At 36.7% G+C, this 25,432-nt stretch carries 28 protein-coding genes; 13 read left to right on the forward strand and 15 right to left on the reverse strand.

What is annotated here, in order from left to right; translation table 11 throughout:
- Window positions 1–9 precede the first annotated feature (9 nt).
- From RT723_RS03225 to RT723_RS03255, 7 genes are all read left to right on the forward strand, one after another.
- The gene (locus RT723_RS03225; RefSeq protein ID WP_315945877.1) at window positions 10–840 is read left to right on the forward strand and encodes a nitrate- and nitrite sensing domain-containing protein; all 831 of its coding nucleotides are present in this window, start codon (window positions 10–12) and stop codon (window positions 838–840) included.
- Window positions 841–1,051: 211 nt separating this feature from the next.
- Window positions 1,052–1,489 (forward strand): hypothetical protein, encoded by a 438-nt coding sequence (locus RT723_RS03230; protein WP_315945878.1) that lies wholly within the window; start codon window positions 1,052–1,054, stop codon window positions 1,487–1,489.
- A gap of 19 nt (window positions 1,490–1,508) precedes the next feature.
- Entirely contained in the window at window positions 1,509–2,543 is a 1,035-nt protein-coding gene (locus tag RT723_RS03235) for an ATP-binding protein (protein WP_315945879.1), read from the forward strand.
- A gap of 20 nt (window positions 2,544–2,563) precedes the next feature.
- Window positions 2,564–3,229: a response regulator gene (locus tag RT723_RS03240; RefSeq protein ID WP_315945880.1), complete on the forward strand. Its 666-nt coding sequence runs from the start codon at window positions 2,564–2,566 to the stop codon at window positions 3,227–3,229.
- Between the two features lie 111 nt (window positions 3,230–3,340).
- Entirely contained in the window at window positions 3,341–3,679 is a 339-nt protein-coding gene (locus tag RT723_RS03245; RefSeq protein ID WP_315945881.1) for an EF-hand domain-containing protein, read from the forward strand.
- Complete coding sequence (locus RT723_RS03250; RefSeq protein WP_216056065.1) at window positions 3,672–4,139, forward strand: hypothetical protein; 468 nt, start codon at window positions 3,672–3,674, stop codon at window positions 4,137–4,139. The genes RT723_RS03245 and RT723_RS03250 overlap by 8 nt, the downstream gene beginning before the upstream one ends.
- A gap of 161 nt (window positions 4,140–4,300) precedes the next feature.
- A complete protein-coding gene (locus tag RT723_RS03255; RefSeq protein ID WP_315945882.1) occupies window positions 4,301–4,762 on the forward strand; it encodes a GAF domain-containing protein in 462 nt (153 codons plus the stop codon).
- Window positions 4,763–4,791: 29 nt separating this feature from the next.
- Here the strand turns inward: RT723_RS03255 and RT723_RS03260 are convergent, their stop codons facing one another.
- Window positions 4,792–5,403: a TetR/AcrR family transcriptional regulator gene (locus tag RT723_RS03260; RefSeq protein WP_315945883.1), complete on the reverse strand. Its 612-nt coding sequence runs from the start codon at window positions 5,401–5,403 to the stop codon at window positions 4,792–4,794.
- A gap of 142 nt (window positions 5,404–5,545) precedes the next feature.
- On the opposite strand from RT723_RS03260, the gene RT723_RS03265 reads away from it, so the two are divergent.
- On the forward strand, window positions 5,546–6,556 hold the full coding sequence (locus RT723_RS03265; RefSeq protein WP_315945884.1) for an MBL fold metallo-hydrolase: 1,011 nt from the start codon (window positions 5,546–5,548) through the stop codon (window positions 6,554–6,556).
- On the opposite strand, the gene RT723_RS03270 is transcribed toward RT723_RS03265, so the two are convergent.
- Entirely contained in the window at window positions 6,553–7,227 is a 675-nt protein-coding gene (locus RT723_RS03270; RefSeq protein ID WP_315945885.1) for a hypothetical protein, read from the reverse strand. The two genes, RT723_RS03265 and RT723_RS03270, sit on opposite strands and share 4 nt — an antisense overlap.
- A 325-nt stretch (window positions 7,228–7,552) precedes the next feature.
- On the opposite strand from RT723_RS03270, the gene RT723_RS03275 reads away from it, so the two are divergent.
- The 3 genes from RT723_RS03275 to deoD all read left to right on the forward strand — a co-directional run bounded on the left by RT723_RS03275 (window position 7,553) and on the right by deoD (window position 9,579).
- Complete coding sequence (locus tag RT723_RS03275) at window positions 7,553–8,470, forward strand: endonuclease/exonuclease/phosphatase family protein (RefSeq protein ID WP_216056073.1); 918 nt, start codon at window positions 7,553–7,555, stop codon at window positions 8,468–8,470.
- A gap of 47 nt (window positions 8,471–8,517) precedes the next feature.
- Window positions 8,518–8,688: a XapX domain-containing protein gene (locus RT723_RS03280; protein ID WP_216056074.1), complete on the forward strand. Its 171-nt coding sequence runs from the start codon at window positions 8,518–8,520 to the stop codon at window positions 8,686–8,688.
- Window positions 8,689–8,874: 186 nt separating this feature from the next.
- Complete coding sequence (gene deoD, locus RT723_RS03285) at window positions 8,875–9,579, forward strand: purine-nucleoside phosphorylase (RefSeq protein ID WP_315945886.1); 705 nt, start codon at window positions 8,875–8,877, stop codon at window positions 9,577–9,579.
- A 100-nt stretch (window positions 9,580–9,679) separates the two neighbouring features.
- Here deoD and RT723_RS03290 read toward each other — a convergent pair whose 3' ends face one another.
- From RT723_RS03290 to RT723_RS03320, 7 genes are all read right to left on the reverse strand, one after another.
- Window positions 9,680–10,849, reverse strand: coding sequence for a metallophosphoesterase (locus tag RT723_RS03290; protein ID WP_315945887.1), 1,170 nt, complete (start codon window positions 10,847–10,849; stop codon window positions 9,680–9,682).
- A gap of 161 nt (window positions 10,850–11,010) precedes the next feature.
- Window positions 11,011–11,568, reverse strand: coding sequence for an HAAS signaling domain-containing protein (locus tag RT723_RS03295; RefSeq protein ID WP_315945888.1), 558 nt, complete (start codon window positions 11,566–11,568; stop codon window positions 11,011–11,013).
- A 1-nt stretch (window position 11,569) separates the two neighbouring features.
- Complete coding sequence (locus RT723_RS03300; protein ID WP_315945889.1) at window positions 11,570–11,947, reverse strand: PadR family transcriptional regulator; 378 nt, start codon at window positions 11,945–11,947, stop codon at window positions 11,570–11,572.
- 215 nt (window positions 11,948–12,162) lie between these two features.
- Entirely contained in the window at window positions 12,163–12,783 is a 621-nt protein-coding gene (ssb, locus tag RT723_RS03305) for a single-stranded DNA-binding protein (protein ID WP_315945890.1), read from the reverse strand.
- A gap of 2 nt (window positions 12,784–12,785) precedes the next feature.
- Complete coding sequence (locus tag RT723_RS03310; protein ID WP_315945891.1) at window positions 12,786–14,171, reverse strand: MFS transporter; 1,386 nt, start codon at window positions 14,169–14,171, stop codon at window positions 12,786–12,788.
- Window positions 14,172–14,251: 80 nt separating this feature from the next.
- Window positions 14,252–15,037, reverse strand: a complete 786-nt coding sequence (locus RT723_RS03315) for a hypothetical protein (RefSeq protein ID WP_315945892.1) — start codon at window positions 15,035–15,037, stop codon at window positions 14,252–14,254.
- Between the two features lie 2 nt (window positions 15,038–15,039).
- Window positions 15,040–16,122: an LVIVD repeat-containing protein gene (locus RT723_RS03320; RefSeq protein ID WP_315945893.1), complete on the reverse strand. Its 1,083-nt coding sequence runs from the start codon at window positions 16,120–16,122 to the stop codon at window positions 15,040–15,042.
- Window positions 16,123–16,273: 151 nt separating this feature from the next.
- Here RT723_RS03320 and uvrA point away from each other — a divergent pair, with 151 nt between their 5' ends.
- Complete coding sequence (uvrA, locus tag RT723_RS03325) at window positions 16,274–19,096, forward strand: excinuclease ABC subunit UvrA (RefSeq protein WP_315945894.1); 2,823 nt, start codon at window positions 16,274–16,276, stop codon at window positions 19,094–19,096.
- Between the two features lie 90 nt (window positions 19,097–19,186).
- Here uvrA and RT723_RS03330 read toward each other — a convergent pair whose 3' ends face one another.
- Window positions 19,187–21,418, reverse strand: coding sequence for a bifunctional diguanylate cyclase/phosphodiesterase (locus RT723_RS03330; RefSeq protein ID WP_315945895.1), 2,232 nt, complete (start codon window positions 21,416–21,418; stop codon window positions 19,187–19,189).
- Window positions 21,419–21,606: 188 nt separating this feature from the next.
- Between RT723_RS03330 and RT723_RS03335 the strand changes: the two genes are divergently transcribed.
- Window positions 21,607–22,500 (forward strand): TIGR03899 family protein, encoded by an 894-nt coding sequence (locus tag RT723_RS03335; protein WP_315945896.1) that lies wholly within the window; start codon window positions 21,607–21,609, stop codon window positions 22,498–22,500.
- On the opposite strand, the gene RT723_RS03340 is transcribed toward RT723_RS03335, so the two are convergent.
- The 5 genes from RT723_RS03340 to RT723_RS03360 form a co-directional block, all read right to left on the reverse strand.
- Window positions 22,497–23,252: a TIGR04219 family outer membrane beta-barrel protein gene (locus RT723_RS03340; RefSeq protein WP_315945897.1), complete on the reverse strand. Its 756-nt coding sequence runs from the start codon at window positions 23,250–23,252 to the stop codon at window positions 22,497–22,499. The genes RT723_RS03335 and RT723_RS03340 overlap by 4 nt on opposite strands.
- A gap of 10 nt (window positions 23,253–23,262) precedes the next feature.
- The gene (locus RT723_RS03345) at window positions 23,263–24,240 is read right to left on the reverse strand and encodes a DUF2333 family protein (RefSeq protein ID WP_315945898.1); all 978 of its coding nucleotides are present in this window, start codon (window positions 24,238–24,240) and stop codon (window positions 23,263–23,265) included.
- Between the two features lie 19 nt (window positions 24,241–24,259).
- On the reverse strand, window positions 24,260–24,703 hold the full coding sequence (locus RT723_RS03350) for a copper chaperone PCu(A)C (protein WP_216056088.1): 444 nt from the start codon (window positions 24,701–24,703) through the stop codon (window positions 24,260–24,262).
- 63 nt (window positions 24,704–24,766) lie between these two features.
- The gene (locus RT723_RS03355) at window positions 24,767–25,096 is read right to left on the reverse strand and encodes a hypothetical protein (protein ID WP_216056089.1); all 330 of its coding nucleotides are present in this window, start codon (window positions 25,094–25,096) and stop codon (window positions 24,767–24,769) included.
- 17 nt (window positions 25,097–25,113) lie between these two features.
- A complete protein-coding gene (locus tag RT723_RS03360; protein ID WP_315945899.1) occupies window positions 25,114–25,320 on the reverse strand; it encodes a PspC domain-containing protein in 207 nt (68 codons plus the stop codon).
- Between the last annotated feature and the right edge of the window lie 112 nt (window positions 25,321–25,432).

A 25,432-nucleotide genomic window follows, 5' to 3' on the forward strand; every position in this document is an offset into this window, starting at 1 on the left:
GGCATTAACATGTATATATTTATCGTCATCCTTATCACCTTAGCCGTTGCAGTGATCCACAATATAAAAGTTAAAAACAATCAAACACTACAACTTCATGGGTTAGCTAATATCGGGAGTATAAAATTATTGATCAGTTTAGTGCAAAAACACCGAGGATTAAGTTCAGCTAAATTAAATGGTGATAATGCAAAATCAGCGGAAATTGCAACCATTGAACGTACCATCAATAACATCTGTCATGATCTAAGCCACAGCAAAGTGGCCAAGAACCATAGGTGGGTATCATTTCTAGATCATTGGGGACGATTAACCAATAATAATAATACAGAACGCGATCCCCAAAACAACTTTAAACAACACACAACGATGATTGCAAATTTGTTATATGTATTAGAGGACGAAGCCGAAAGTAGTCACTTAAGTTCATTGTCATTACCAACCATGCCCAACGTTGGTTTTGTATGGCGTGAACTGGTTGCCTCAACGGAAGCTATTGGTCAAACAAGAGCGATAGGTGTTGGGGTTGCAACCATAGGTAACTGCAACAGTGTTGATAAAATCCGGTTATCGTTTTTGGAGCAAAATATCATCAAAACCAGTAAAGATACTTTGTCTAAATTATCGTGTTTGGATGATTTCCGTCAACAACACAATACCTTATTAACCAATGCACAAAATAAAATGCTTACTCTCAGTAAAGTCATTGAAGATGAGCTTATTCAAAAACAAGCCATTACTATTAATCCAAACGATTATTTCACATTGGCAACAGATACGATTAGTGCAATTGACGACATATTTGATAATCAAATTGAGCAAATAAAAATAGCTTTATAAATACCAACTTCTTGTTCAAATAAAAGATTGCAAGGGCACGGTTATTTTAAATTATGCACTTTATTTGCACATTACTTTATTATCCTACCGACTATGTTGTAATCACCTTAGCCATATCCCCCGTTCTAGGGTTTATAAAGCAAATGTGCTTTTACCAACAGATTATTCAATTAATGATTAGTTAACGTTAAATAAAGGGTTTTGTTTTACAATGAAAATTCAAAATAAACTGTTTTTGGTATTCTTTGGTTTTAGCCTTTTACTCGTCACAATGTTAGTGTTGCTTATGCAATGGAGCATTGGCAAAGGCATGATTAGTTACGTTAATACCAAAGAAGTAGAAGCCTTAAAACCAGTCACCGCTTTACTTGCGAATGAATATAATAAAGAAAACAACTGGCTCTCTATGCACGGTGAGAATGGCAAATTTATTCGGTTAATCAAAGAACAATTAAAGGGCAGTGAATTTTCCCCTAAAAGAAGAATGCCTCCTCCTGAACGACGTTCAATGAAATGGAATACCAACGACCGCAAACAATCAGATAGGTCACAATCTAACTTTACCGATCTGCCAGAAGACCGAGGTCATAGAACTCCCCCACCAGCCAGAAATAGAAGCCTTTTATGCATTATTAGATATCAATGGTAATACCGTTGTTGGCAGGTATTTGGATGATCAGGAATACACTCAAACCAAAATAGAAACTAAGGGTGAGATTATTGGTTATTTGGCCATTTCTAAACGTAATCAATTAACCAAAGGTTACGAAATTGATTTCATAGAAAAACAACAAAACTACTTATGGATAATTGCATTAATAGCCATGATATTAGTGACGTTAGTTACTTTACCTCTGGCAAGGCACTTAGTTGGACCTATCAAACTGATTAGCCGAAGTATGCACCAGCTTACCCAAGGGGATTATAAACAGTCCGTTCAATTAAAACGCCAAGATGAACTTGGTCAAATGGCTAGAGATTATAACGAGTTAGCGTTGACATTAGCGGAAAATGATAGCGCTAGAAAACGTTGGTTAGCCAATATTTCCCATGAGTTACGCACGCCTGTTGCTATTTTACGTGGTGAACTAGAAGCCATGTTGGATAATATTAGACCTCTGACAAAAGACAATATTGCCTCTGCCCATGACGAAGTAAAACACTTACAGCGTCTGATTGATGATTTAAACCTGTTAACCAGTGCAGATATTGGTGGTATGCGTTATCGTAAACAGCAAGAAAACTTAGCTCAGATACTTTCGAGTGAAGAAGATAAATACCGCAGTTATTTAGCCAGTTCAGGGATCAAATTAAATCTTAATATTCCACATCAAGACGTGGACGTATACGTAGATAAAACTAGGTTATATCAGCTGTTTGAAAACATCATAAACAATTGCATCAAATATTCATCATCCACTCAATTAAACATTTCTTTAAGTGTTGAGCAGATTAACAACACTCCTTCGGTTATTTTAACTTTTGCAGACAATGGTATCGGAGTCGAAGATGTTCATTTAGAGCACCTGTTTGAACACCTGTATCGTGTGGATGCTTCACGAAACCGTAAAACCGGCGGGGCGGGATTGGGTTTGTCCATTTGTCGTTTAATTGTAAATGCGCATCAAGGTGAAATAACGGCTGAACACTCACCTACGGGTGGTCTATCCATAATTGTTAAATTACCTCTGAGTCTAACGTAAATAACGAAAGGTATGTTGATATGTCGAATGTTATCTTAATAGTGGAAGATGAAATTAAACTCGCCACATTATTGTCTGACTATTTTTTACAAGCGAATTATACCCCCCACTTGATACATCAAGGCAATGACGTAGTTGATTGGGTTAAAGAACATCAACCTAATGCGATCATATTAGACATTATGTTGCCCGGCAAAAGTGGCATTGATATATGTAAAGAAATCCGTCAATTTTCCAATATACCAATATTAATGCTTACGGCAAAAGTGGATGAAATTGATCGATTATTAGGGTTAGAGTTAGGTGCCGACGACTATATTTGTAAACCATTTAGTCCTAGAGAAGTGGTTGCTCGCGTTAAAGCCGTATTACGCAGAACCACAGTGATAGAACAAAGCTCTGATAAGTTACAGCTCGATGAACATAGGTTTATTGTTGGGTTTAATAATAAAGAAGTTTCTTTAACCTCGGTTGAATTCCAGCTGTTAAAACCATTAGCCAATAAACCTGAACGAATTTTTACTCGTGAACAACTGATGCAAAATATGTATTCTGATCATCGCATTGTAAATTACCGCACTATCGATAGTCACATCAAAAAGCTGCGTAAAAAATTAGCGGACATCAGTGATGGTAAAGATTGGATTCAATCAGTGTATGGCACCGGCTACCGTCTAGTTTTATAACACTCTGAAATAACACCGGTTTATCTTTCTCTTTGTTTGCACAATGTTTGCAACTTCTGTCGTTACTCTAATGTTGAAAGTTATTTCAACATTAGATGACAGGAGCATTTCATGCGCGTGTATTCAACCATACTATTATCTTTAGTTTTCAGTACGGCGAGCCTAGTGCAAGCCGCGCCAACAATGGCAGGCCAAGAAAGTTGTTCAAGTAATGACAACCAAGGTCAAAAGACTCATAAACAACGTCCAAACTTTGCAACACTAGACATTAACTCTGATGGCGATATTGATACCGAAGAGTTTGCTTCACACAAACACCCTCATGGCGACCCTCAAAAAATATTTGTCCGGATTGATGCCGATCAAAACGGAGTCATCAGTAAACAAGAATTTGAAGATCACAAACCACCACACCATAAAAACAAAACAAAGAGAGGCTGTAATGATTAATTCAGTAAGTTCAGGCATGTCAATGCCGCCACCTCCTCCAAGAGGTGAGCAAAAATTAACACAAGATCAACAAACATTAATTTCAGATACATTGTCACAGTATGATCCAGAAAATTTAACAGAGTCCGATGCATTATCTATAATCGAAACGTTTTCGGAAGCGGGCATCAAACCAAGCGCTGCTCTTGAGGAATCGTTGGCTGAGCTTGGTTTTGATGCAAAAGAGTTAGGTGATATCGCGCAAGTTGCCGACCAAGGTCAAAGACCACCACCGCCTCCAAAACAGAGTAGCGATCAAATAAGCTCATTAGTTGATTACCTTGCTGAGTTAGTTGAAGAAAAGCTAGCAAGTGGTGATACAGACAAATTAACTGATGAAGACAAAGAGTCTATTATGGCTCAAGTATTTAAAGAATTTGATATAGAAGATAGAACATCTATTATCAACACAAGCGTCTAATTTTAATTCAAATTAACCTTCCTATCTAATGGCTTTAACAATTAGCTACAATTGATTAAAGCCATTGAATCTCGCAGTATTCTATGCCACCTTACCTTTAACTCGATATATATCTAAACAAGATTATGCCTTTGTTTAGATCAAACTATAAAAGGTTATCAATGCCTAATACACGTTTTCTCGAACAGTTATCGACACTATTACATTCAGTTAGAAAAGAGTTAAATATGGAAACGGCCATTGTTAGTTATATTAACGGTGAAAGTTATACATTAGTCATGGTCGACAGCGAAATGAAAGGTGTGTTTGAAGCTGGAATGGTTTTCCCTCTGGACGACACCTATTGCAGGGATGTGTATAAACTGAATAAAGTGATGCGTTACAACCATGTTGGTACTATGGATAATATGTCGCAACACCCAGTATATCTGTCTGTTAAGTTAGAAAGTTACATAGCCGCACCAATTCATGACACTAATGGCGATGTGATCGGAACCGTTAATTTCACGTCTTTGTTTGCTCAGGTGGATAGTTTTAATGAAGATAAAGTAACATTAGTTACCAACTTAGCGGATTACATTGAGCAAAACATTAACCAATACAAATCGTTAGTAATGAAATAGTGATAATTTCATATTACGAGCTGTCTTATTTAGGCTTGGTAATAACTTAAAAACATACCTACCGTCATATCAACTAATTCTGTTTTTTCATTAGCAGTTAAAGGCTCTTGCTGACGTAATAGCTGAGGCCAAAAAGCACGAGATTTCAATAATCCTTTAATTTGGTCATGAGCAAAATTCACATCTAACGTTTTTAACTTTCCGTCTGCCATGGCTAATTTCAACCAACGTTGTAGTGCGGTTTCTTGTTCAAACATTTTTGCCATTTGTTGTTGTAACGTATCAGGCGCAAATAAGAAATGCGCCATGGCTACACGAACCAACTCCATCATTTCACTGTCACACATTAACTCTACTTCGTTGGCAACAAGTGATGTTAACTGCAACGTTATACTTTTATTGGCGTCGTATAATGCATCATAAACAACCGTTCGTTTTTCCCACTCGCTGGTAATGATTTCAGCAACTAATACTTCTTTGCTTTCAAAGTGATTATAAACGGTTCGTTTAGAGACTTGCGCTAATTCCGCAATTTTGTCCATGCTAGAATCGGCAACACCATATTGTTGAAATGCAGCTAAGGCGCCCGTAATAATAGCTTCACGTTTAATCACACTTCTTGTCTTTTTTTGTTCTGCCATGACTTAGTCTCAATATACCTGAGCAAACATTTTTACACTTGTTAGTTTACTTTTCAATTTTTTAATTTAAACTGCACTGTGTAGTTTACTTTAGTGGTTAACAATAATGTTTAAATTTTCAATTCTTATAGGGTTAATACTTATGGCTTCTGGTTGCGCAAAGGCGTTTGACAGTAATGAGCAAACTCAAAAATTCACTAACTCTGAAATAAACTATAAAACCAGTGCCAGTGACTTTTATCAAATGATCAAAGCTTTTTGGAATGACAATCGCACTCATGCAACGCCAAACTTTGATATTCCGGTATTACCTTTAACGGCTGACCAACTCAATCAAGATCAGTCCGATACGGTTTTCAGACTTGGTCACTCCACCATATTAGTACGTATCGATCAGGATTTAATATTATTTGACCCTGTTTTCAGTGATCGTGCATCACCTGTGCAATGGATGGGGCCAAAACGATTTCATCAACCGCCAATTTCTATTGAGCAACTGCCTAAAATAAAAGCGGTGATCATTAGCCATGACCACTATGATCATTTAGATAAAAAAGCAATATCGGCATTAAATGACAAAGTTGAGTATTTCATAACCCCCTTAAAAGTTGGCCAACACTTGCGTGACTGGGGTGTACCGGAAAACAAAATTACTGAGCTAGATTGGTGGCAATCAACTCAAATTGAAACCTTAACTATTACCGCAACACCGTCACAGCATTTTTCGGGCAGAGGTCTGTTCGACAAAGATGAGACGTTATGGGCCAGTTGGGCGATAAAAGGTTGGGAGTCAAACATCTATTTTAGTGGTGATTCTGGATATTTTAATGGCTTTAAAGAAATTGGAGATCGTTTAGGTCCATTTGATTTAACCTTTATTGAAACTGGCGCTTATAACAAGCTGTGGCCAGAAATTCATATGTTTCCAGAACAAAGCTTACAAGCTCACATAGATTTAAAAGGTAAAGCGATGATGCCAATCCATAACGGTACATTCGACTTATCTCTGCATAACTGGTTTGAACCTTTACAACGGATCAGTGACCTTGCCGCTGACCAAGGTGTAAACTTGTTAACCCCAATGTTTGGTGAAGCTGTAAAAGTACAAACTCCTGAAAAAACAACACAATGGTGGCTTAATCCTCAAGATTAATACAAAGCGACATTGGCATATTTACTAGCTAATGAATTATCGGCTTGTTTTGTATTTAATTGTTCAATCACAGTGAGCGTTTTTATAACGCTAGCCATGGTTAACTTATCATCTTCAGACATACTGGAAAACTGGTCAGAATCAAAAGCCTGCGTTAGTACTTGCTTACTTTGAGCAATAATCTGGCTTAAATGTGTATTATTTTCTTCCATGTTAACTTTGGTAATGATACTTCTAGATTGGTCTAGCGCAGCTTGTATTTCAGACAAACTCACATCACCAAATGTATGATCAGCCCCCAATCCTTTTAAGTTAGCTTTGAGGTCGTCGATATACTGCACAACGCTTTCAGTGGCCGTTGGTTCCGACTCACTTTCTTGACCACCACCAAGCGCACTATATTGTGTAGCGCTGATCAAACCATATTCATAAACGCGTTCAACTAATTGCCCTATATCTAACGAATCTATAGGTTTGTCATTAAAAAATTCGTTGGCAATCGCACTCAACTTCTGTGCTCTCGTTGATAGAGAAATCGTATCACTGCTGCTAGCATCGGTTTGAACATCGGTTGATAAAGTTTCGCTGTCATTATCTGTAGCCTCTGTTGAAGCAACATTACTGTAACTTGGATCGACCAACGTTGTCGTGGTATTTATATTACTGATCATAATTGTGTTAACTTAAAAATTTACGTGTTTTTAATAAGCAAGAAATAGTCCGTATTTACAATGTACTACCAACTTCTACTCCAATTTATCTTCTCTTGTCTCAGCACTTTTTACAGCAAAGAATGGATGTCAAGTCACTTCTGAACTTACAAATATTAAACTTTCGTTACCTGTTTTAATTTTCTATTGACCAATTGGTCAAGAAAGATATTATTAGCCGCAATATACCAATGGACATTATCTAACCTAATTCTTAAATAATGTGTAAATTGCCAATTATTGGCGCATTAAATCGTAGTAATCTCTCTGAGATAAGTGAGCAAAAATGACACGTCTAGCTGTAATCACGTTAACTCTATTATTAAATTTATTTAGTATTCATCATGCATCAGCCGATTCAACATCAGAGACCATTAAAGTGGCATCTTGGAATATTGCCTGGTTAGGTTCACACGAGTACAACGAACGAAAAGAAAGCGATTATAAAAAACTGGCCGCTTATGCCAAAGCCCTCAACGCAGATGTTATTGCATTACAAGAAGTAGAAAATGGTGAATGGGCTAAAAAAGTGTTTGGCAATGATTACGACTTTTATTTTACCACTCGCGACTGGGTGCAACGTGTTGGTGTAGCAGTAAAAAAATCTTCAGGGTTAACGGTTGTTGCTCAAGAATATAAAGCGCTTGATGTTGCCCGTGTTCGAAACGGCATGGAGCTGACACTTTCAAGAAATGGTAAAGAACTAACACTACTAGCTGTTCATTTAAAGTCAGGTTGTTTTGCTAATCCTTTAGATAGTAAAACCGTTGGCGCTATGCCAAGCACGTCTGATAAAGAAATTCACAGAAAAGAAGCTTGTACCATTTTAAGTCAACAAATTAAGCCATTAGAACAATGGATTGATAACCAAGCAAAAGACAATAAAGCGTATATGGTTTTAGGTGATTTTAATCGTCGTTTTTCTCAAGACATTGCTTTTAATCACTCAGAAGAACAAGGTTTATGGCAAGCCATAGACGATGAAGGTCAAGAGAAGTTATGGACTCCGACGGCAACAGCAGACTCAAAATGCTGGGGTGGATATTACAAAGATTATATAGACCATATCGTTTTTAGTCCGAACGCTAAAAAATTATACGTAGACAACTCTTTTGATCAATTAGTGTTTACTGAAACTTATACAAGAGAGCTTTCTAGAAATTTAACTGATCATTGCCCAATTTCAGTACAGCTGAAGTTGTAAATGTTCATATAAATGCAAGGCACCATATTCAACAATTAAGGAATGTTATGGCCGAAATATTAACAGCACTAGCAATTGGTGTTTTAGTGGGACTTATTTTCTCATTTTTTAAATTGCCATTACCGGCGCCACCTGTACTATCAGGGATCGTTGGTATTTTTGGTATTTATTTAGGCGGAGTTGGGTACCAATGGATAACAGAACGTTTTTTTAGTTAAAAACTTATTGATCCATTTTCTAAAACTAACAAGTTTGTTTATAGTTATACAAAGATAAACAATCATTTTAATCACTTATAATTTTATATTAAATTGTCAGTAAAACACCCTTGATAGCAGAACTGATTCCCTCAGTCTGGCTTGAAACTTACTGAGTTATACTTCTTAACAAAAAGGTTAACTCTTATGTCAACAGCACACATTGAAGCCCAAATGGGCGATTTCGCCGAAACAGTATTAATGCCAGGCGACCCTCTTAGAGCAAAATTCATTGCCGATAATTTTTTAGATAATGCCAAATGCGTGACACGTGTCCGTAATATGTTTGGTTACACTGGTACTTATAAAGGTAAACCTATTTCTGTAATGGGTTCTGGTATGGGCATCCCTAGCGTTTCTATCTATGCCACTGAACTGTATAAAGATTTTGGCGTAAAAGAGATCATTCGTATTGGTTCATGCGGCGCGGTGCGTGACGATATTCATGTACGTGACATTGTTATCGGGATGGCAGCAAGTACAGATTCTAACGTCAATCGTCAACGTTTAAACAATGTTGATTTTGCGGCTTGTGCAGACTTTTCTTTATTGAAAAAAGTAGTAGATACCGCTGACCGATTAAAAACAAATGTACATGTGGGTAATATTTTCACTGCAGATCTGTTTTACACCCCAAATCCAGAAATGTTTGCCAAGATGGAAAAATATGGAATTCTAGCGGTAGAAATGGAAGCGGCAGGCCTTTATGGTGTAGCGGCTGAATATGGTAAAAAAGCATTAACGGTATTAACGGTTAGTGATCATATTAAAACCGGTGAAGTCACCACTGCCGATGAACGTGAAAATACATTTAAAGAAATGATGGAATTAACGTTAGAAAGTATTTTGTAATTTAAATAACTTAGCCTTAAACATGACAACATGTTTAAGGCTTTTTTATCACAAGTTGAATAATACCAACTTCATTAAGTATTTAGTCACTCAACAAACGCTACAATGACTCTTTGCTACCATCATCCAGTAACCGATAATAGTCATCACCTTCTATCAATAATCCCTCTGAGCTTCTTACCGGAAAGCTAACTCGGTAATCATTTGGATGTTTCACATCTATCGCGAACACTTTTCCTTGATACAGTTTTTGAACCGACCATTGTAATGTATGACCAACAACAACCGATTTTGCATCAAACTTGGCTAACCCTTTTTCGACATCCTCTTGGCTTAAATCATCTTTAAAATAACCTCGATACCAAGCCGGTCCTGTTTTAGATGACACTAAAAACTCTTCATCACCACGTTCTCGCTTAGTAAAATATGGCTTTCTATAATTACTGCGGACAATCTGGTTTATTTGCTCAAGGGTATAATCAAATTCACTTAATTTAGGATGAATACCACCATGTACAAACAAGTTACCATTGATACTTTCAATGCTGTTTTTACTTGCCAACCAACGACCTAATAATGAATTTTCTCCGTATAAATCCAGTTGTGTTTTGCCAACTATTGAAGCCACATACAGATACTTTTCAGAGGCACTGTAGAAATTGCCTTGAAGATTTTTTATTTCATGGTTACCAATAATATAATGAACATTACCTCCATGCTTTTTAGCTTCTTGCTCCAACTTGTAAATAAACCACAATACTTGAGTCACTGAATTACCGCGGTCAACCGCGTCTCCAACTAATACCAAATGACCTTTACCAAACTGCCAATTCAACTGTTCATCAATAACACCGTGGGCTATTAGAAAATCACGAAATGCCTTATAGCCACTCTCGATATCTGAAATCGCTAAAATTTGATTTTCGTCTTCATAGCTAACTTCTGGAGTGTTGATAACCGAACTGACGGTAAAGTTAATATCTTCCTGATCTAATGGAAAATGCGCTTTTACGGCGACTTGATGTTCTATTGAGTGAATGCTTTGATCATTATAAAAACCTTCTGGTTTTCCACCACGAACATAATTCACGACCATCTTGTCATCTTCGAAAAAGATATGAGGGCCTTCTTTATCAAGCTTAAAGGCTAACCTATCTTCATCTAAATTAGCTTCTGCCCCGTGGTAAATACCAAAGGTTACAATCATTATAAAGAGAATAAAAAATGTAATAAAAAAGTGTTTTAAGTTGGTTTTTATCGTTTTAAACATACTAACTTTCCTCTTGTTCTTGGCTTATCAAACTAAGGGATATGCCCAAAACGTAATATTAATGAGTCACCGACTATTGAAGTTTTCCAATTTTTGGCCGTACAAAACCACCTCGCAGTTATAAACAGCAAGTGAAGATGTACGTTAAAATGTAATAAGTATTAGTAGATGTTTTGCCTAAGCACTCTAAGTACACTTCTGGTTAACCAAGTAATGCTAATTCCAAAACCTACAGCGATAGGGGTTAACCAATAGCCTAACAACTCGTCTGAATTTGGATAAATATGTTCGGAAAATGTAATAGTGACGCTATTGCCTTGCGCGGCAGACCACACGCCAATATATTCTGGGTAAAATAACTTCCCAATACCCACTAAAATTAGCAATGCTGAAATGGCAAAACCAAACAATCCCATGCCGTAATATAAACTTTTAGTCGCGCCTTTTTTCACAGTTTGTATTGCTTTAAAACCTTTAGGTGGCGGCGTACCTTGTAATAGGTGTTCTACATATTGATTAGCTAATTTTCTTGGCTCACCAAAGCCAGATAATATAGCGTCAACATCCTCTTTTTGACCATTTTGTTGTTGCAACTCAAGTGCATCTAAAATGTGGCTTTCTATTTCACGAATAACCTCGTTGGCTTCCGTTTTTTCCAATCTCGATAAGTATTTTGATAGTGATTTTAAGTAGTAGTGAATAGGATCATGTTCAGACATATTATTCTCCCTTAAGTTGTATTGATTTTGGACCAGGGTTTTTAATTAAAAACTCCACATCTTTAACGGATTGACGCCAACGTTTAGTCACAATATCTAGTTTTTGTTCACCTTGTTGTGTTAACTGGTAATACTTTCTTGGACGAGTCTCACCTTCCTGTTGCCATACAGCACTAACTAAACCATCTCGCTTTAACCTATCTAATAAAGGATAAAGCGTCCCTTCAGTGATCTTCATCGTTTCAAAGGAATGCAGTAATTTAAGCACTTCCAAGCCGTACAGTGTTCGTTTTTTTAACGCAGCTAGGATCACCAACTCCAACGAACCTTTGCGAAGCTGTACATCCCACTTTTCATTTAGATTTTCATGTTTTGTCATTATTTAACTGTGCACTGCACCATACCTTGTAATACATAGTATAATGTATAACACATATTTTTGACATGACAAAGTTAATATTTTTGTTAAATGTATTTTTCAGCGTTTGAGCTTTAATTGGAAGTAGTCGGTGATACTTATCTGCAGACACAAAAAAGCCCTTATATTTAAGGGCTTTAATACTTTTACTTAACAAAATATATAAAACATACTCGTTAGAACGGTATATCGTCATCAAAGTCCATTGATGGCTCTGGTGGAGCCGATGGCGCTTGACGAGGTTGGAAACCACCTTGAGGCTGTTGTTGCTGTTGAGGCTGGCTCTGAGGTTGGAAACCACCTTGTGGTTGCTGATACTGCTGCTGAGCTTGTTGCTGAGGAGCTTGAGATTGTTGTTGAGGTGCAGGTGATTGCTGAGAAAAACCACCCGGCTGTTGTGCTTGAGGTTTAAAACCACCAGCTTGTGGGCTAGAACCTGCATTATCAGAACGACCGCCTAACATTTGCATTTGGCCACCAAAATCAATCACAACTTCTGTTGTGAATTTATCTTGGCCTGTTGCTTGATCTTGCCATTTACGAGTTTGCAACTTACCTTCGAAGTAAGCCTGTGAACCTTTACGTAAATATTCGCCTGCAACTTCAGCTAACTTGCCAAAGACTACGATACGATGCCATTCTGTTTTTTCTTGCATTTGGCCAGTATTTTTATCTTTCCAGCTTTCGTTTGTTGCTAAGCTGATATTGGCAACTGCATTACCATTTGGCATAAATCTGACTTCAGGATCTGCGCCTAAAGTTCCAATTAAAATTACTTTATTGACTCCGCGAGCCATAGCTATTCTCCTGAATCTTTTTGATTAATCTTTTCTACTAACTGATCAACACTAAGTCGATCGTAATCGGTTTTATTTACTTTTAAATATATACAACGTTCATCTGCAACAAATGTGGCTTCCATTACGCCTCCACATTCGCTTAATTGATTGATAAATTCTTGATAGTCTAAGCCAGCTTTAGGTTCAAACGGTATTGATACCCTTTTTGAACTTGCTGGTAACTTCATGCCAAACGCCAAGACTAACCATATTAACGCAATTAGCCCGTTAGCGGCAAACAAATAACTGAATCCAAAGTTCTGTGCAATGTAACCTCCTGATACGCCACCTAAAAAAGCACCAAAAAATTGGCTACTAGAATATACCCCCATCGCAGTCCCTTTTTGACCAGCTGGAGCAAGTCGAGATACGTGTGCAGGAAGACTGGCTTCTAAGAAGTTGAAACCAATGAAAAATATAAATACCGCTACTATCAAAGGCCATATTGATATAGAAAATACCATTAACACCGATGCTAATATCACTAAACCAATAGCAAATACAAAGAGGCTTTTTTCAATGCTCTTTTTAGCGCCAACTATTAACATAGGTACCATAAAGACAAATGACAAAAACAACACAGGTAAATATACTTTCCAGTGATCGGTTACGGCTAAACCTGAGTCTTTGAATAAAATCGGAAGTGCGATGAAAATAGATGTCATTAACCAGTGAAGAATTAATACGCCTAAGTCCAATCGTATTAATTGGCCATTAAACAACATAGCCATAATATTTGATTTAGACGCGGTCACTTCACTTGAATGACCACGGGTATAGGATACCGGCACAACGGTTAACGTGATAACAATACCCACTACTGCCATAACCGCCGTTATAAAAAACACACCCTGCAAACCAAAAGCTTCCGCGATCATAGGCCCTAAAACTAAAGCAACTGCAAAACTAAGCCCAATACACATACCTATAACTGCCATCACTTTAGGTCGTTGCTCTTCACGAGTAACGTCGGATGCAAGTGCAAGCACGGCACTAGCGATTGCCCCCATTCCTTGTATTGCTCGGCCTAACGTGACCATTTCGATACTAGTGGCAAGTCCGGCGATTATACTACCAATGGCAAAGATGACTAAACCAAAAACAATGATACGACGACGGCCAAAACGGTCAGATAACCACCCCATAGGTATTTGAAACAAGGCTTGTGTTAAGCCATATGCACCAATTGCTACCCCAATCCAGAAAGGAGATACGTTTTCTAATTCTTGTCCATAAATCGCAAGAATTGGCATTAACATAAACAAACCAAGCATACGCATTGAGAATATTAATGCTAAAGAAACTGCTGCACGTTTCTCTAATGAGTTTAGATTAGATTGCTCCACTGAGCCCACGCCTCACCTAGTAAAAATTGAGGACGGATATTAGCATATTTATCGTAGAATTTTGTTCATAATTAACCTTGTTAATAAAAAAGTTCGATTTTACTAACAAGCTCCAGTTCTGAACCATTCACACGCACCTGATTTATACTTTTAGGGTCGGTTAATACAAGTAAATCGCCATTAGCTATGACATCATTACAAGGATAAATACTATAGGATTGTTGGTATATTAATGCCGAAACATTACCTAATTCATCTTTTTCAATGCTAAATTTAGTCAAGCCTGCAGCTTTATCACATACAAACAAACTTCCATTTGATAACGTTAACCCGTACGGCTCTTTTAAGGAGTTATCTACCAGTATTTCAATAGGGGTAGTGATATCTGAAATATCGAGTACTCCTAACGCATCCCTATTTGTGTGTGTACTTTCATTTCCATCTCGCGTTGTAAAGTAGGCAATGCCTTCCAATGCAATAACTGGATCTCTTGCGGTTAAATGTTGAAATGAAGATACAAACTCAGCGGGCAGTAACTCTTCACTTTCTGAATTCAATGAAAATATATTTACACTATTGTCCGTGCCCACCAGCAAATATTCATTGTTGTAGTTAAATATGGTTTCTGCATCCCAACTATGACTATCAGAGGTTACTTTGGAGGATAATACGAGCTCACCAGATAAGTCGAAGCTAATTACGTAACCATTATTTAATATATGTAAATCCCCGTTAGCGATTGTCATAGATGCTAGAGACCCCGACTGACCAGATAGACCGGTAGATGAATCTGTTGTCGTTTCTCCGCAACTTCCTATTAAAAATGAAGTTAAAGAGAGAATAATAACTTGTAACTTGATTTTCATTATCACAACTCCAAATCCCAAAAATAAAAGTCATCTAATTCTGACGTTGTATACCCAATGACAATACCTAGCTCTGGCACCGTACCAGGATAATATATGCCAGGAGGCAATAAATCAGTTATCTCAGGAGCTTCCAATACATTACGGTTTCTTCTTATTGGTACCACATTAAGATCTGGTTGTTCATGGTTTAGCTGATATAAATCTATGGCTACAATGTCGGTGTAACTGTCTAAATAGAGAATATTGTTTTGGATGGCAATATCTTGATTTCCCATAACTCTGAAGTAAGCGATATGCTTTGGCATGGAAGGGTCGCTATTATCGAACACGTGTGTACCTTTAAAGCGATCATTAACAAACAAATAATTCTGATAAAGATATATCTTGCCCGCATTTTTAATGCCGTTATATATCTGGGTTGGATACCCTAAATGTGACCATTTATCGGCGAGATCTTGCCCAAATTCTGAGTCAAAAAATATTTCATCTGACTCTCTTATTTGTGACATTGGTAAATAAATTGGTTCTACCATGCACTTTTGCATTGATCCATCTGGAAATTCACATTGATGATTAAATGGATAATAACTTCCCAACACGCCATAAGTGCCAAACAAGAGTAATACTATTTTTTTTACGATGATTGAATTGTTTTGGTTAAATTCTTTTTTCCTTTCGACTTTTGATAACAATTTATATGACAAGAGTGAACCTAATATCAGAGCTAAGATGTCCAAGCCGTCAAATGTCCCCCTAAAAATATAAAATTCACTGTTATTAAGCTGAAAAAGCTCAAACACTACAGCGAAACATAACCAGAAAGTTACAATAGAATACAAACTTATTTTTGTGTTTTTTAATAAACCAAAAGAGACACTGCAGACGGAAAGAATATAAATAAAGCTAAGTAGCCATGCGTCGATAAAACTTGAGATCTTGTCTATAGGAGTGGCTAATTTCAACCATTGAAGTAAGGCTAAATACTCAAATATAACAGGGGTTTGCCTAACATTGGCGTAATAAAACAAACCACAAATACAAAGTAAAATTCCATATACAGTATACCTATTTAACCCGCGCATGTGTGTCCCTTTTTTAATACATGTCATGCTACTTATATAATATTTAATTAACATGCGCCATAAATAGTTGGCCGAAATTTTATTTTAGTATTAAACATTGCGCTGCAAACTGGCATACTAATGGATCAGTTCAATTAGATAAGAATTCCGTATGAACAAAATAGAAGTCCGTGGTGCCCGAACTCATAATTTAAAAGATATAAGTTTAGATATACCGCGAGATAAGCTCATCGTTATTACCGGGCTTTCAGGTTCAGGAAAATCCTCATTAGCATTTGATACCTTATATGCCGAAGGTCAAAGACGGTATGTAGAGTCTTTATCCGCATACGCTCGTCAATTTTTATCATTAATGGAAAAACCCGACGTTGATCATATTGAAGGTTTATCTCCAGCAATATCTATTGAACAAAAGTCTACCTCACACAACCCTAGATCGACTGTAGGTACAATTACTGAGATTTATGACTATTTGCGATTACTTTTTGCTCGCGTAGGTACGCCTACATGTCCAACTCATGGCGAAACACTTGAAGCACAAACAATATCTCAAATGGTAGATAAAATTTTAGAACTACCTGAAGGTTCTAAAATCATGCTTTTAGCTCCTGTCGTTAAAGCCAGAAAAGGTGAGCACGTTAAAACACTTGAGAACTTAGCGGCACAAGGTTTTATCAGAGCCCGAATTAACGGAGAGATCTGTGACTTATCCGATCCACCAACGTTAGAGTTACATAAAAAACATAACATTGATGTGGTTGTTGACCGATTAAAAGTCAGAGAAGACATACAACAGCGATTAGCTGAATCAATTGAAACTGCCCTTGAACTGAGTGCCGGTACTTTGCAAATCGGGTTTATGGACTTAGATGACGCTGATATTACGTTCAGTGCTAACTTTGCGTGTCCGGTTTGTGGTTATTCTATGCAAGAATTAGAACCTAGGCTGTTCTCATTTAACAACCCAGCCGGGGCTTGTAATAGTTGTGATGGCCTAGGTGTTAAACAATATTTTGATGCAGAAAAAGTTATTATTAACTCAGAATTAAGTTTAACCGGCGGTGCGATAAGAGGCTGGGATAAACGTAATTTCTATTATTTCCAGATGTTAACTTCTTTGGCGGCATTTTATAAAATTGATTTAACCTTGCCATTTAACGATTTGCCTGACGAACATAAACACGTCATTTTAAACGGCAGCGGAAAACAAGATATTGAATTTAAATACATGAACGACCGTGGTGACGTTGTCACTCGCACACATCCATTTGAAGGTATCTTACCCAACATGGAACGTCGTTATAAAGACACAGAATCAAACTCAGTTAGAGATGAATTAACTAAGTACATAAGCACCCAACATTGCCCAAGTTGTGATGGTAGCCGTTTACGTGAAGAAGCTAGAAACGTCTTCATTAATGGCACCAACATTTCAACCATCGCTAACCTTTCTATTGGCGACGCGCATGACTTTTTTGACAAAATGGACTTGGTGGGACAAAAAGCGCAAATAGCAGAAAAGATTTTAAAAGAAATCAAAGAGCGTCTCGGTTTCTTAGTGAATGTTGGCTTGAATTACCTGTCGGTTTCTCGTAGTGCTGATACCTTATCTGGTGGTGAAGCTCAACGTATCAGACTTGCCAGTCAAATTGGTGCGGGTCTTGTTGGTGTTATGTACGTTTTAGATGAACCTTCAATTGGATTACATCAACGTGATAATGACAGATTATTACAAACCCTATTCCACTTACGTGATTTAGGTAATACCGTTATTGTTGTTGAACATGATGAAGATGCGATACGAGAAGCCGACCATGTAATTGATATCGGCCCTGGTGCTGGAGTTCATGGTGGTGAAATCATTGCACAAGGCAGCCCACAAGACATTATGGATGAACCTAATTCGATAACCGGTCAGTATTTGTCGGGGACTAGACAAATTGCCATTCCTCCTGTTAGAACGCCTGTCGATGAGAACAAATGGTTAACACTTAGTGGGGCGACTGGTAATAACCTTAAAGACGTAACACTTAATATACCTTTAGGTTTGATGACCTGTGTCACTGGCGTATCAGGTTCTGGTAAATCTACTTTAATTAATGACACCTTATATGAAATTGCTCATCGTGAATTAAACGGTGCAACTACATCGGAACCTGCACCATACAAAGATATTGTCGGCATGGATATGTTAGACAAAGTTATCGACATTGACCAAAGTCCAATAGGAAGAACGCCACGTTCTAACCCTGCCACTTACACTGGTATATTTACTAATATTCGTGACCTGTTTGCTAGCACCCAAGAATCTAGAGCTCGTGGTTACAAAGCGGGACGTTTTAGTTTTAATGTCAAAGGCGGACGATGTGAAGCTTGTCAGGGTGATGGCTTAATAAAAGTCGAAATGCATTTTTTACCTGATGTATATGTACCTTGTGATGTTTGTAAAAGTAAACGTTATAACCGAGAAACATTGGAGGTTATGTACAAAAACAAAAACATCCATCAAGTGTTGGACATGACAGTTGAAGACGCTCATGAATTTTTTGATGCCATTCCTGCAATTGCTAGAAAACTAAAAACATTAATGGATGTTGGCCTCAGTTATATTCGTTTAGGTCAAAGTGCGACGACCTTATCTGGTGGTGAAGCGCAACGAGTTAAGTTATCTAAAGAGCTCTCTAAACGTGATACTGGTAATACTTTATATATCTTAGATGAACCTACAACTGGTCTTCATTTTTATGATATTGAACAATTACTAGGCGTACTTCATAGACTTAGAGACCAAGGTAATACTTTGGTTATTATTGAACATAATCTTGATGTGATTAAAACCGCAGATTGGATCATTGATTTAGGTCCTGAAGGAGGATCGGGCGGTGGCGAAATTTTAGTAGCGGGTAAGCCTGAAGATATTTGTGATAACGAAAGGTCACACACAGCTAAATACTTAAAACCACTTCTTAGATAACAAGTTAAGGCTGGCGAATAAATAATATTAAAAAGGTGAGTAAATAGTTACTCACCTTTTTTCGTTTAATATAACTTGGATTAAGTAAGGCTAATTACCCGCGGCTAAAAACTTTTCTAACTCATCTGCAGGCATTGGCTTGGCGTGGAAATAACCTTGTACTTCATCACATCCGAGCTTTGCAACAAAGTCGAGTTGAAATTGTGTTTCTATTCCTTCAGCAATCGTTTCTAACCCTAACTTTTGACCTAAATTAATAACAGTTTCAGCTATAATTCCATCTCCGCCTTCGCCTATATCCTTAATAAATTCTCTATCAACTTTAATTCTATCTAAAGGTAATTGATGTAAGTAACTTAACGACGAAAAGCCGGTGCCAAAGTCATCAATGGCAATACTAAATTTATTGGCTTTTAACTGTTTTAACGCTTTGACTACAATTTTTGGATCATCCATCACCACACTTTCTGTGATTTCTAATTCTATTAATTCAGGTTTAACGTCAAACTTTTCTACGGTCGTGATAATACTTTGCACAAAATTACTATTTCTAAATTGTGGCATCGACACATTAATCGCTACTCTTAAATTATCGTAGGAAAGTGACTTTAATCGTTGTAATTCTCGGCAAGATTGTTCAATGACCCAAGCACCTATTTCAACAATTAGACCTGAATATTCAGCTAGTGGAATAAAAGTGATTGGGGGAATATAACCACCATTACCATCAGGCCATCGCAGTAATGACTCCATGCCAATAACTTTGCCTGACTTTACGCACAATTGTGGTTGGTACCAAACTTGGAGCTTGCCATCGTGGAAATCTGCCGTTAATTTTCTGATCATTCCTAAACGCCAGCTCGTTTCATCTTCCATTTCAGGGCGATAAAAACTGTAACGAGAACGAATGTCTTTTTTCGCTCGGTTCAAAGCGATATTCGCGTGTTTCAAAACCACTAAACCAGATTTATCATTTTCTAATTTTCGGCAGTACCCGATAGAAGCGTTAACAGGAATAATGTGTTCTTCAGCTTTAAATGCTGATTCAAAAAGAGCTAACAGTACTTCAGAATCTAGCGTTTCTTCATCACCGATTAAGCCAAATATATCTGCGCCAATTCGACTAACAATCACTGATGGGGCTAAATGCTGCTGTAACCTAGAGGCGACTGATAACAATAAACTATTGCCGACTTCTTGACCTAATCCATCATTAATATCAGAGAAGTGATCTAAGTCGACTAACGCGACTGTGTTACCCGGGATTTTGCCCGCTGTGTATTCATCTAATAACTGAATAAAACGAGTTCTATTAGGTAAGTTAGTTAATCCATCACAATAAGCTATGTTACTTACTCGTTTTAGTAATAACGAATTATCTAAATCCGATGCAACATTAGACACAAACGCTTGCAACAACTGAGGAGGAATATCGCATCTTGCCGAGCAATTAAAATATAAAACTCCAGAGCAGGATTGCGCATTGATATATATAACCAAACCATCATCTTCAATGACATTCACTTTTTCAGTTATAGCGGTTGTAATTTGTTTGATCACTCTACTGTCTAACGACTTTTCATAACGTTGCCCAATGCTCTTAGAAAAACGTTCAGTTCCATAAGCAACCCAATGACCTTTTTCAGACACTTCGTTTTTTTCAATAGGATGGTCAATAAGTAATAAACCACCTTGGCTGAGATCAAATAACGAAGCCGATTTTTTGACTAAACACTCGACAAAGGAAGGTAAGTCGGACTGAGAAAGCAGATCTGTATTTAAACTATTTAAATTATTTAAGAAGTTTCTAGAATGACGTATTTCTACTATTTGTGAGTACGATCGGATTGCTGAAAATATTGAGGTGAGTAATTTGTTTCTAGTAAGTTCTGTTTTGGTTCGATAATCATTTATGTCATATTGCATAATGACTTGTTCTTCAGGCGCATAACCTGGCTGACCGGTACGTAGAATAATTCGCACATCTATCAGTCCTAATTCTTCCCGAATGCGTTGACATGCTATAAGTCCAGAATCATCACTTTCCATTACAACATCAAGCAGTATAACCGCGACATCAGGTTCATTTTTTAGCAGCTCTATGGCTTCACTACCTGAGTATGCATGCAAAAACTCCAACCGTCGGTTTAACAGAATTAAGTTATCTAACGCGAGTTCTGTGACTTTATGGATTTCGGGTTCGTCATCCACGATCAAAACACGCCAAACTCCCTGCGTAGTATCTTGCTCTTCAATATCAAGGTGATTTTCATGCCCTGCAAAGAGATACATATTTTCATCAATCACATTATTCGCCGACATCTAATAATTTTCACCTATTTAGTAAAACCCACTCGTTAATTTATACCAAATTTTAATCTGTTCCCCTAGTTATTAGTTTAGAAAAAAATCAATTTTTTCAACTAAATAGAAAATTTGCTATTACACTTTGACAAAGCTAATAATTTCATTAGTTTAGTTATATTAATAACGGAAATATTATTGCGGCCATGTCAAATTCTATACTGCATCCATCTCGTGACAAGTATCTATCTTTGTTGAAGCAAACAACGAGTATAGATTTTGTTATTGTTACATCTGATGACTTAACAGAGTCAGAGTCTATTGTTCGAGAAGTCGCAAGCGGTGATAAAGTAATTCTCAAAAACAACGAATTTACTAGCTTCCAACGTGCACAGAGACGGAATCAATTAGTCGCCTCCAGACAACAAAATAACCTAGAAAAAATATTTAGCCTTGCATTAGAGTATATTAACCAAGATGCGCAATTCGATAGATTGGATTTAGATTGGATGATGAAATTCACTGAATTGGCTAAAAACTGCTATTCACAAACCATGCATGAATTATGGGCTAGGATTATTGCGGTTGAATTAAGTAAGATCGGAACATTTTCTTATAAAAGTTTAAAGGTATTATCTGAGTTAAGTACCAAAGAGGCATTACTCTTTTATAAAGCCGTTAATCTCACAAGCCGTATTGGCGAAGACAAAAGTGCAAAAATACTGACTGGGGTTTATAAAAAACCAACTTTTATGTCTATATTTTCCAATAACAATAGAAAAACGATTAATTTAAATAAGTTTGGCTTGTCTTACCCGCAGATAATTTCATTAGCTGAGATAGGTTTAATTTACGAACAAGAAATTGAATCGGCCCCTTACTTACACAAAGAATCAATACATTTATCTTATGTCGGAAAAAGTTATCAACTTAGAGTTAAACAAAAAGAGGTAATTCTAACCTATTATAAATTAACTCAAACAGGAAATGAGTTATGTAAACTCATCACCACTGAGTTTAATAAAGGTTATTTAAATAGTTTATTATCCGACTTCAACTCTCTATTAGACATTACATCAAACACAGATTCATTAGTTTAAAAACGAACCTCTACGCCAACAAAAAGCTCTTGCCAATCGAGTTGAGTATATAACCCATCTAAATTTGTGAACTCAAATGTTTGAGTTCTGACGCCTACTTGTAAGTATGTTTTAGCTAATTTTGTGGCGTCAAATTCATAACTTACTCCGGCTTGAAGGTCGTAACTATTTTTATTTACAACACTGGTTTCAATGAATGCGCTTATACTTAATAAAGGTAAGTTTACCTTACCAGCAGCATAAGCTAACACCTCTAAATCAGACACTTTATTGCTAACAGATTCACTTTTATCATTTTGATTGGTCACCTGAGTGTGTATTGAATGTTGCCTAAATGTAATACCGAGATCTAATTCTAATGTTCTATTATCAAATATTTCAAAATAAGTGATCACATCCAGTTGGTCATAATCTGCAGTCACATCTAATGCAGAAGCAACACGAAAAATGGAACCATTGGATACAAAGGTTTTGTCTAATGTACTGCTTGAGTTATTCGAAGTGGCCGTTTTTGAAAGCTTAATATTTGGAGCTAATGGAAAAGGATGTTCTATTGTTAAGTAATAACTTGATTGTACGGCAGATTTTTTATCTAACGTAAGCACTGAGTCAGCGGTCTCCCCAAAGCTGCCATCGGGAGTTGAATTCCAAAACGAAATACCAGCTGACAATTGTAATAAATTGTCAGCTGTTGCAGGAAAGCTACTTAAGCAAACTAAAAGTATATAAAGACAACTTATTTTATGCCGCATTAATAAATAACTACCCCTGAATTAATAACTTGTTTAAGTCGATTATCGCCGCATTTGCTCGTGAAATATAATTAGCCATAACTAAAGAGTGATTGGCTAATAATCCAAAACCACTTCCGTTTAAGATCATAGGACTCCAAACAGACTCTTGCGTTGACTCTAACTCTCTAATAATTTGACGAAGACTCGTTAATGCATTTTTCTTTTGTAATGTGCCAGCAAAGTCAATTTCAATGGCTTTTAAAAAATGTAATAACGCCCAACTAGCACCACGAGCTTCATAAAATACATCGTCAATTTTCCACCAACTGGTTTTAACCATTAAGTTATTTGATGTTGCTGTTGATTGACTAGCTTCAGCATCACCAGATAAATCCGTATTGATCCTATCTTGACCAACACTGGCACTTAATCTCTGACTCAAACTGCCTAAACGCTTTTCAACTTCACCAAGCCAATCTCTTAGATTATCTGCACGAGCATAAAATTGACCATCACCTTGTTTGTTATCGGCTAATGTATCTCGATATTTAATTAATGCTTCAATAGCTTTGTTATATTCTGATTCCGCACTAGGCCAAGCCCATGATTTTGAATCAATATTAAACTGTGGTTGAGCTATTTTTAAATAAGGATTTTCTAACGATTGTGACTGTGAACGACTAAAGTCTTTACGAAGCGTTAGCGCTAAATCACGGATCATTTCCAACGCACCAAATTCAAATGCAGGTATGTTATCTAAGAATACACTTGGAGGCATAATATCATTAGATAAGTAACCGCCAGGTTTATTTAAGATCCTTTGAGTGACTTCAATCAACGTATTTGTAGTCGTAAAACCTGTAACAGGTGCAGAATTCAAGCTTTTCGCTTTTTCAATTGATGACTGCTCTACATCAAAATTATCAGGCATGAAGCTCCAATATTGGGCAATTAAAAATAACAAAACAACAAAACTAATAACGCCGGCACTTAACCACTTATACATTTTTAATTCCTACTCTATTTTAATGGTGGTGATGTTGTTGGTGAATTGATTTGACGTTAAACACGCCTATTTTCTTTGTTCCATCTTGAAAAACAAAAGATACATCAACTGTTTTTGGTAAATCTTTAGATTCATGTAAACCGATGAACATTAAGTGTAATCCACCAGATTCAAAAATTTTTGTTTCGTTTGCTTTAATGGATAAATCATCTAATTTAACCATTTTCATAACACCATCGTTCATGATGTGATTATGTATTTCTACTTTTTCAGAAAAAACAGAACTTGCTGCTATCAGCTTAATATTTTTATCACTCAAATTACTTAATTTCATATAAGCAACGGTATTTTCCATTCCTGGAATTGGTGCTCTTAACTCCCCATCCGTTATTTCTATACTTTGGGCAAAAGTATTTTGACTGAAAAATCCAATTAACATTGTTAATAAAGCTAGCAATTTCATTAGGCGCTCCTTTTTAATTATGCCGCTACAATAACAAAATCAATTAATCACGCCTATTTAATCCTACACTTTTTGACTATTAGGACTTTTTAAAATCCAGTATATCGCCAACCCTGCGAACAATATTGGCCATGAGAATGACATACCAACAACCAATAAGGTAAACGCTACTATAAATATAGTCACTAAAACGGCTCCGATAAGGCTAAATAGCATAATAATTAAACCTAATACTGCCATGATAGATAGCGGAATAAGAACACCTGTAACGACAAATGTTTCTGAAAGATCAACGTTACTTTGGGTGATTACTATCATTTCTGGCAGTGGGCTCAAATTCCATAAACAAACGAAACAGATAAATACAAACAAAACTTTTAAAACTGTATTCACAAGATCTCTCCTTATAACTAATAACGACTAGTAGGCATTAGCAATGTGGCGAGTATGTATGCAAATATCGTTGGCATTGGTAACATAATTCCTAAAATAATTGTCACGGCTCTAACAGCTATGACTGGTGTATTATAATGCTTGGCTATACCAGAACACACACCTGATAATTTTCTATTTAATAAGTCTTTTGTAATAGGGTTACCTATGTATTTTGTTTTCATAATTTTCTCCAATGGCATTGATCAATTAAAATCTTCTGTTATCAACGTAATGTAGTAATACGCCAACAACCTTAAACACAATAAGTATTTACAATCTACATGCCATATATAT

It is taken from the genome of Psychrosphaera aquimarina, assembly GCF_032461525.1.
Taxonomy (GTDB): domain Bacteria; phylum Pseudomonadota; class Gammaproteobacteria; order Enterobacterales; family Alteromonadaceae; genus Psychrosphaera; species Psychrosphaera aquimarina.

What these genes read in the sequence shown, in the direction of transcription:
- RT723_RS03225 (WP_315945877.1), top strand. Translation starts at nt 10, where the DNA reads ATGTATATATTTATCGTCATCCTTATCACCTTAGCCGTTGCAGTGATC.
- RT723_RS03230 (WP_315945878.1), top strand. Translation starts at nt 1,052, where the DNA reads ATGAAAATTCAAAATAAACTGTTTTTGGTATTCTTTGGTTTTAGCCTT.
- RT723_RS03240 (WP_315945880.1), top strand. Translation starts at nt 2,564, where the DNA reads ATGTCGAATGTTATCTTAATAGTGGAAGATGAAATTAAACTCGCCACA.
- RT723_RS03245 (WP_315945881.1), top strand. Translation starts at nt 3,341, where the DNA reads ATGCGCGTGTATTCAACCATACTATTATCTTTAGTTTTCAGTACGGCG.
- RT723_RS03250 (WP_216056065.1), top strand. Translation starts at nt 3,672, where the DNA reads ATGATTAATTCAGTAAGTTCAGGCATGTCAATGCCGCCACCTCCTCCA.
- RT723_RS03255 (WP_315945882.1), top strand. Translation starts at nt 4,301, where the DNA reads ATGCCTAATACACGTTTTCTCGAACAGTTATCGACACTATTACATTCA.
- RT723_RS03260 (WP_315945883.1), bottom strand. Translation starts at nt 5,403, where the DNA reads ATGGCAGAACAAAAAAAGACAAGAAGTGTGATTAAACGTGAAGCTATT.
- RT723_RS03265 (WP_315945884.1), top strand. Translation starts at nt 5,546, where the DNA reads ATGGCTTCTGGTTGCGCAAAGGCGTTTGACAGTAATGAGCAAACTCAA.
- RT723_RS03270 (WP_315945885.1), bottom strand. Translation starts at nt 7,227, where the DNA reads ATGATCAGTAATATAAATACCACGACAACGTTGGTCGATCCAAGTTAC.
- RT723_RS03275 (WP_216056073.1), top strand. Translation starts at nt 7,553, where the DNA reads ATGACACGTCTAGCTGTAATCACGTTAACTCTATTATTAAATTTATTT.
- RT723_RS03280 (WP_216056074.1), top strand. Translation starts at nt 8,518, where the DNA reads ATGGCCGAAATATTAACAGCACTAGCAATTGGTGTTTTAGTGGGACTT.
- deoD (WP_315945886.1), top strand. Translation starts at nt 8,875, where the DNA reads ATGTCAACAGCACACATTGAAGCCCAAATGGGCGATTTCGCCGAAACA.
- RT723_RS03290 (WP_315945887.1), bottom strand. Translation starts at nt 10,849, where the DNA reads ATGTTTAAAACGATAAAAACCAACTTAAAACACTTTTTTATTACATTT.
- RT723_RS03295 (WP_315945888.1), bottom strand. Translation starts at nt 11,568, where the DNA reads ATGTCTGAACATGATCCTATTCACTACTACTTAAAATCACTATCAAAA.
- RT723_RS03300 (WP_315945889.1), bottom strand. Translation starts at nt 11,947, where the DNA reads ATGACAAAACATGAAAATCTAAATGAAAAGTGGGATGTACAGCTTCGC.
- ssb (WP_315945890.1), bottom strand. Translation starts at nt 12,783, where the DNA reads ATGGCTCGCGGAGTCAATAAAGTAATTTTAATTGGAACTTTAGGCGCA.
- RT723_RS03315 (WP_315945892.1), bottom strand. Translation starts at nt 15,037, where the DNA reads ATGAAAATCAAGTTACAAGTTATTATTCTCTCTTTAACTTCATTTTTA.
- RT723_RS03320 (WP_315945893.1), bottom strand. Translation starts at nt 16,122, where the DNA reads ATGCGCGGGTTAAATAGGTATACTGTATATGGAATTTTACTTTGTATT.
- uvrA (WP_315945894.1), top strand. Translation starts at nt 16,274, where the DNA reads ATGAACAAAATAGAAGTCCGTGGTGCCCGAACTCATAATTTAAAAGAT.
- RT723_RS03330 (WP_315945895.1), bottom strand. Translation starts at nt 21,418, where the DNA reads ATGTCGGCGAATAATGTGATTGATGAAAATATGTATCTCTTTGCAGGG.
- RT723_RS03335 (WP_315945896.1), top strand. Translation starts at nt 21,607, where the DNA reads ATGTCAAATTCTATACTGCATCCATCTCGTGACAAGTATCTATCTTTG.
- RT723_RS03340 (WP_315945897.1), bottom strand. Translation starts at nt 23,252, where the DNA reads ATGCGGCATAAAATAAGTTGTCTTTATATACTTTTAGTTTGCTTAAGT.
- RT723_RS03345 (WP_315945898.1), bottom strand. Translation starts at nt 24,240, where the DNA reads ATGTATAAGTGGTTAAGTGCCGGCGTTATTAGTTTTGTTGTTTTGTTA.
- RT723_RS03350 (WP_216056088.1), bottom strand. Translation starts at nt 24,703, where the DNA reads ATGAAATTGCTAGCTTTATTAACAATGTTAATTGGATTTTTCAGTCAA.
- RT723_RS03360 (WP_315945899.1), bottom strand. Translation starts at nt 25,320, where the DNA reads ATGAAAACAAAATACATAGGTAACCCTATTACAAAAGACTTATTAAAT.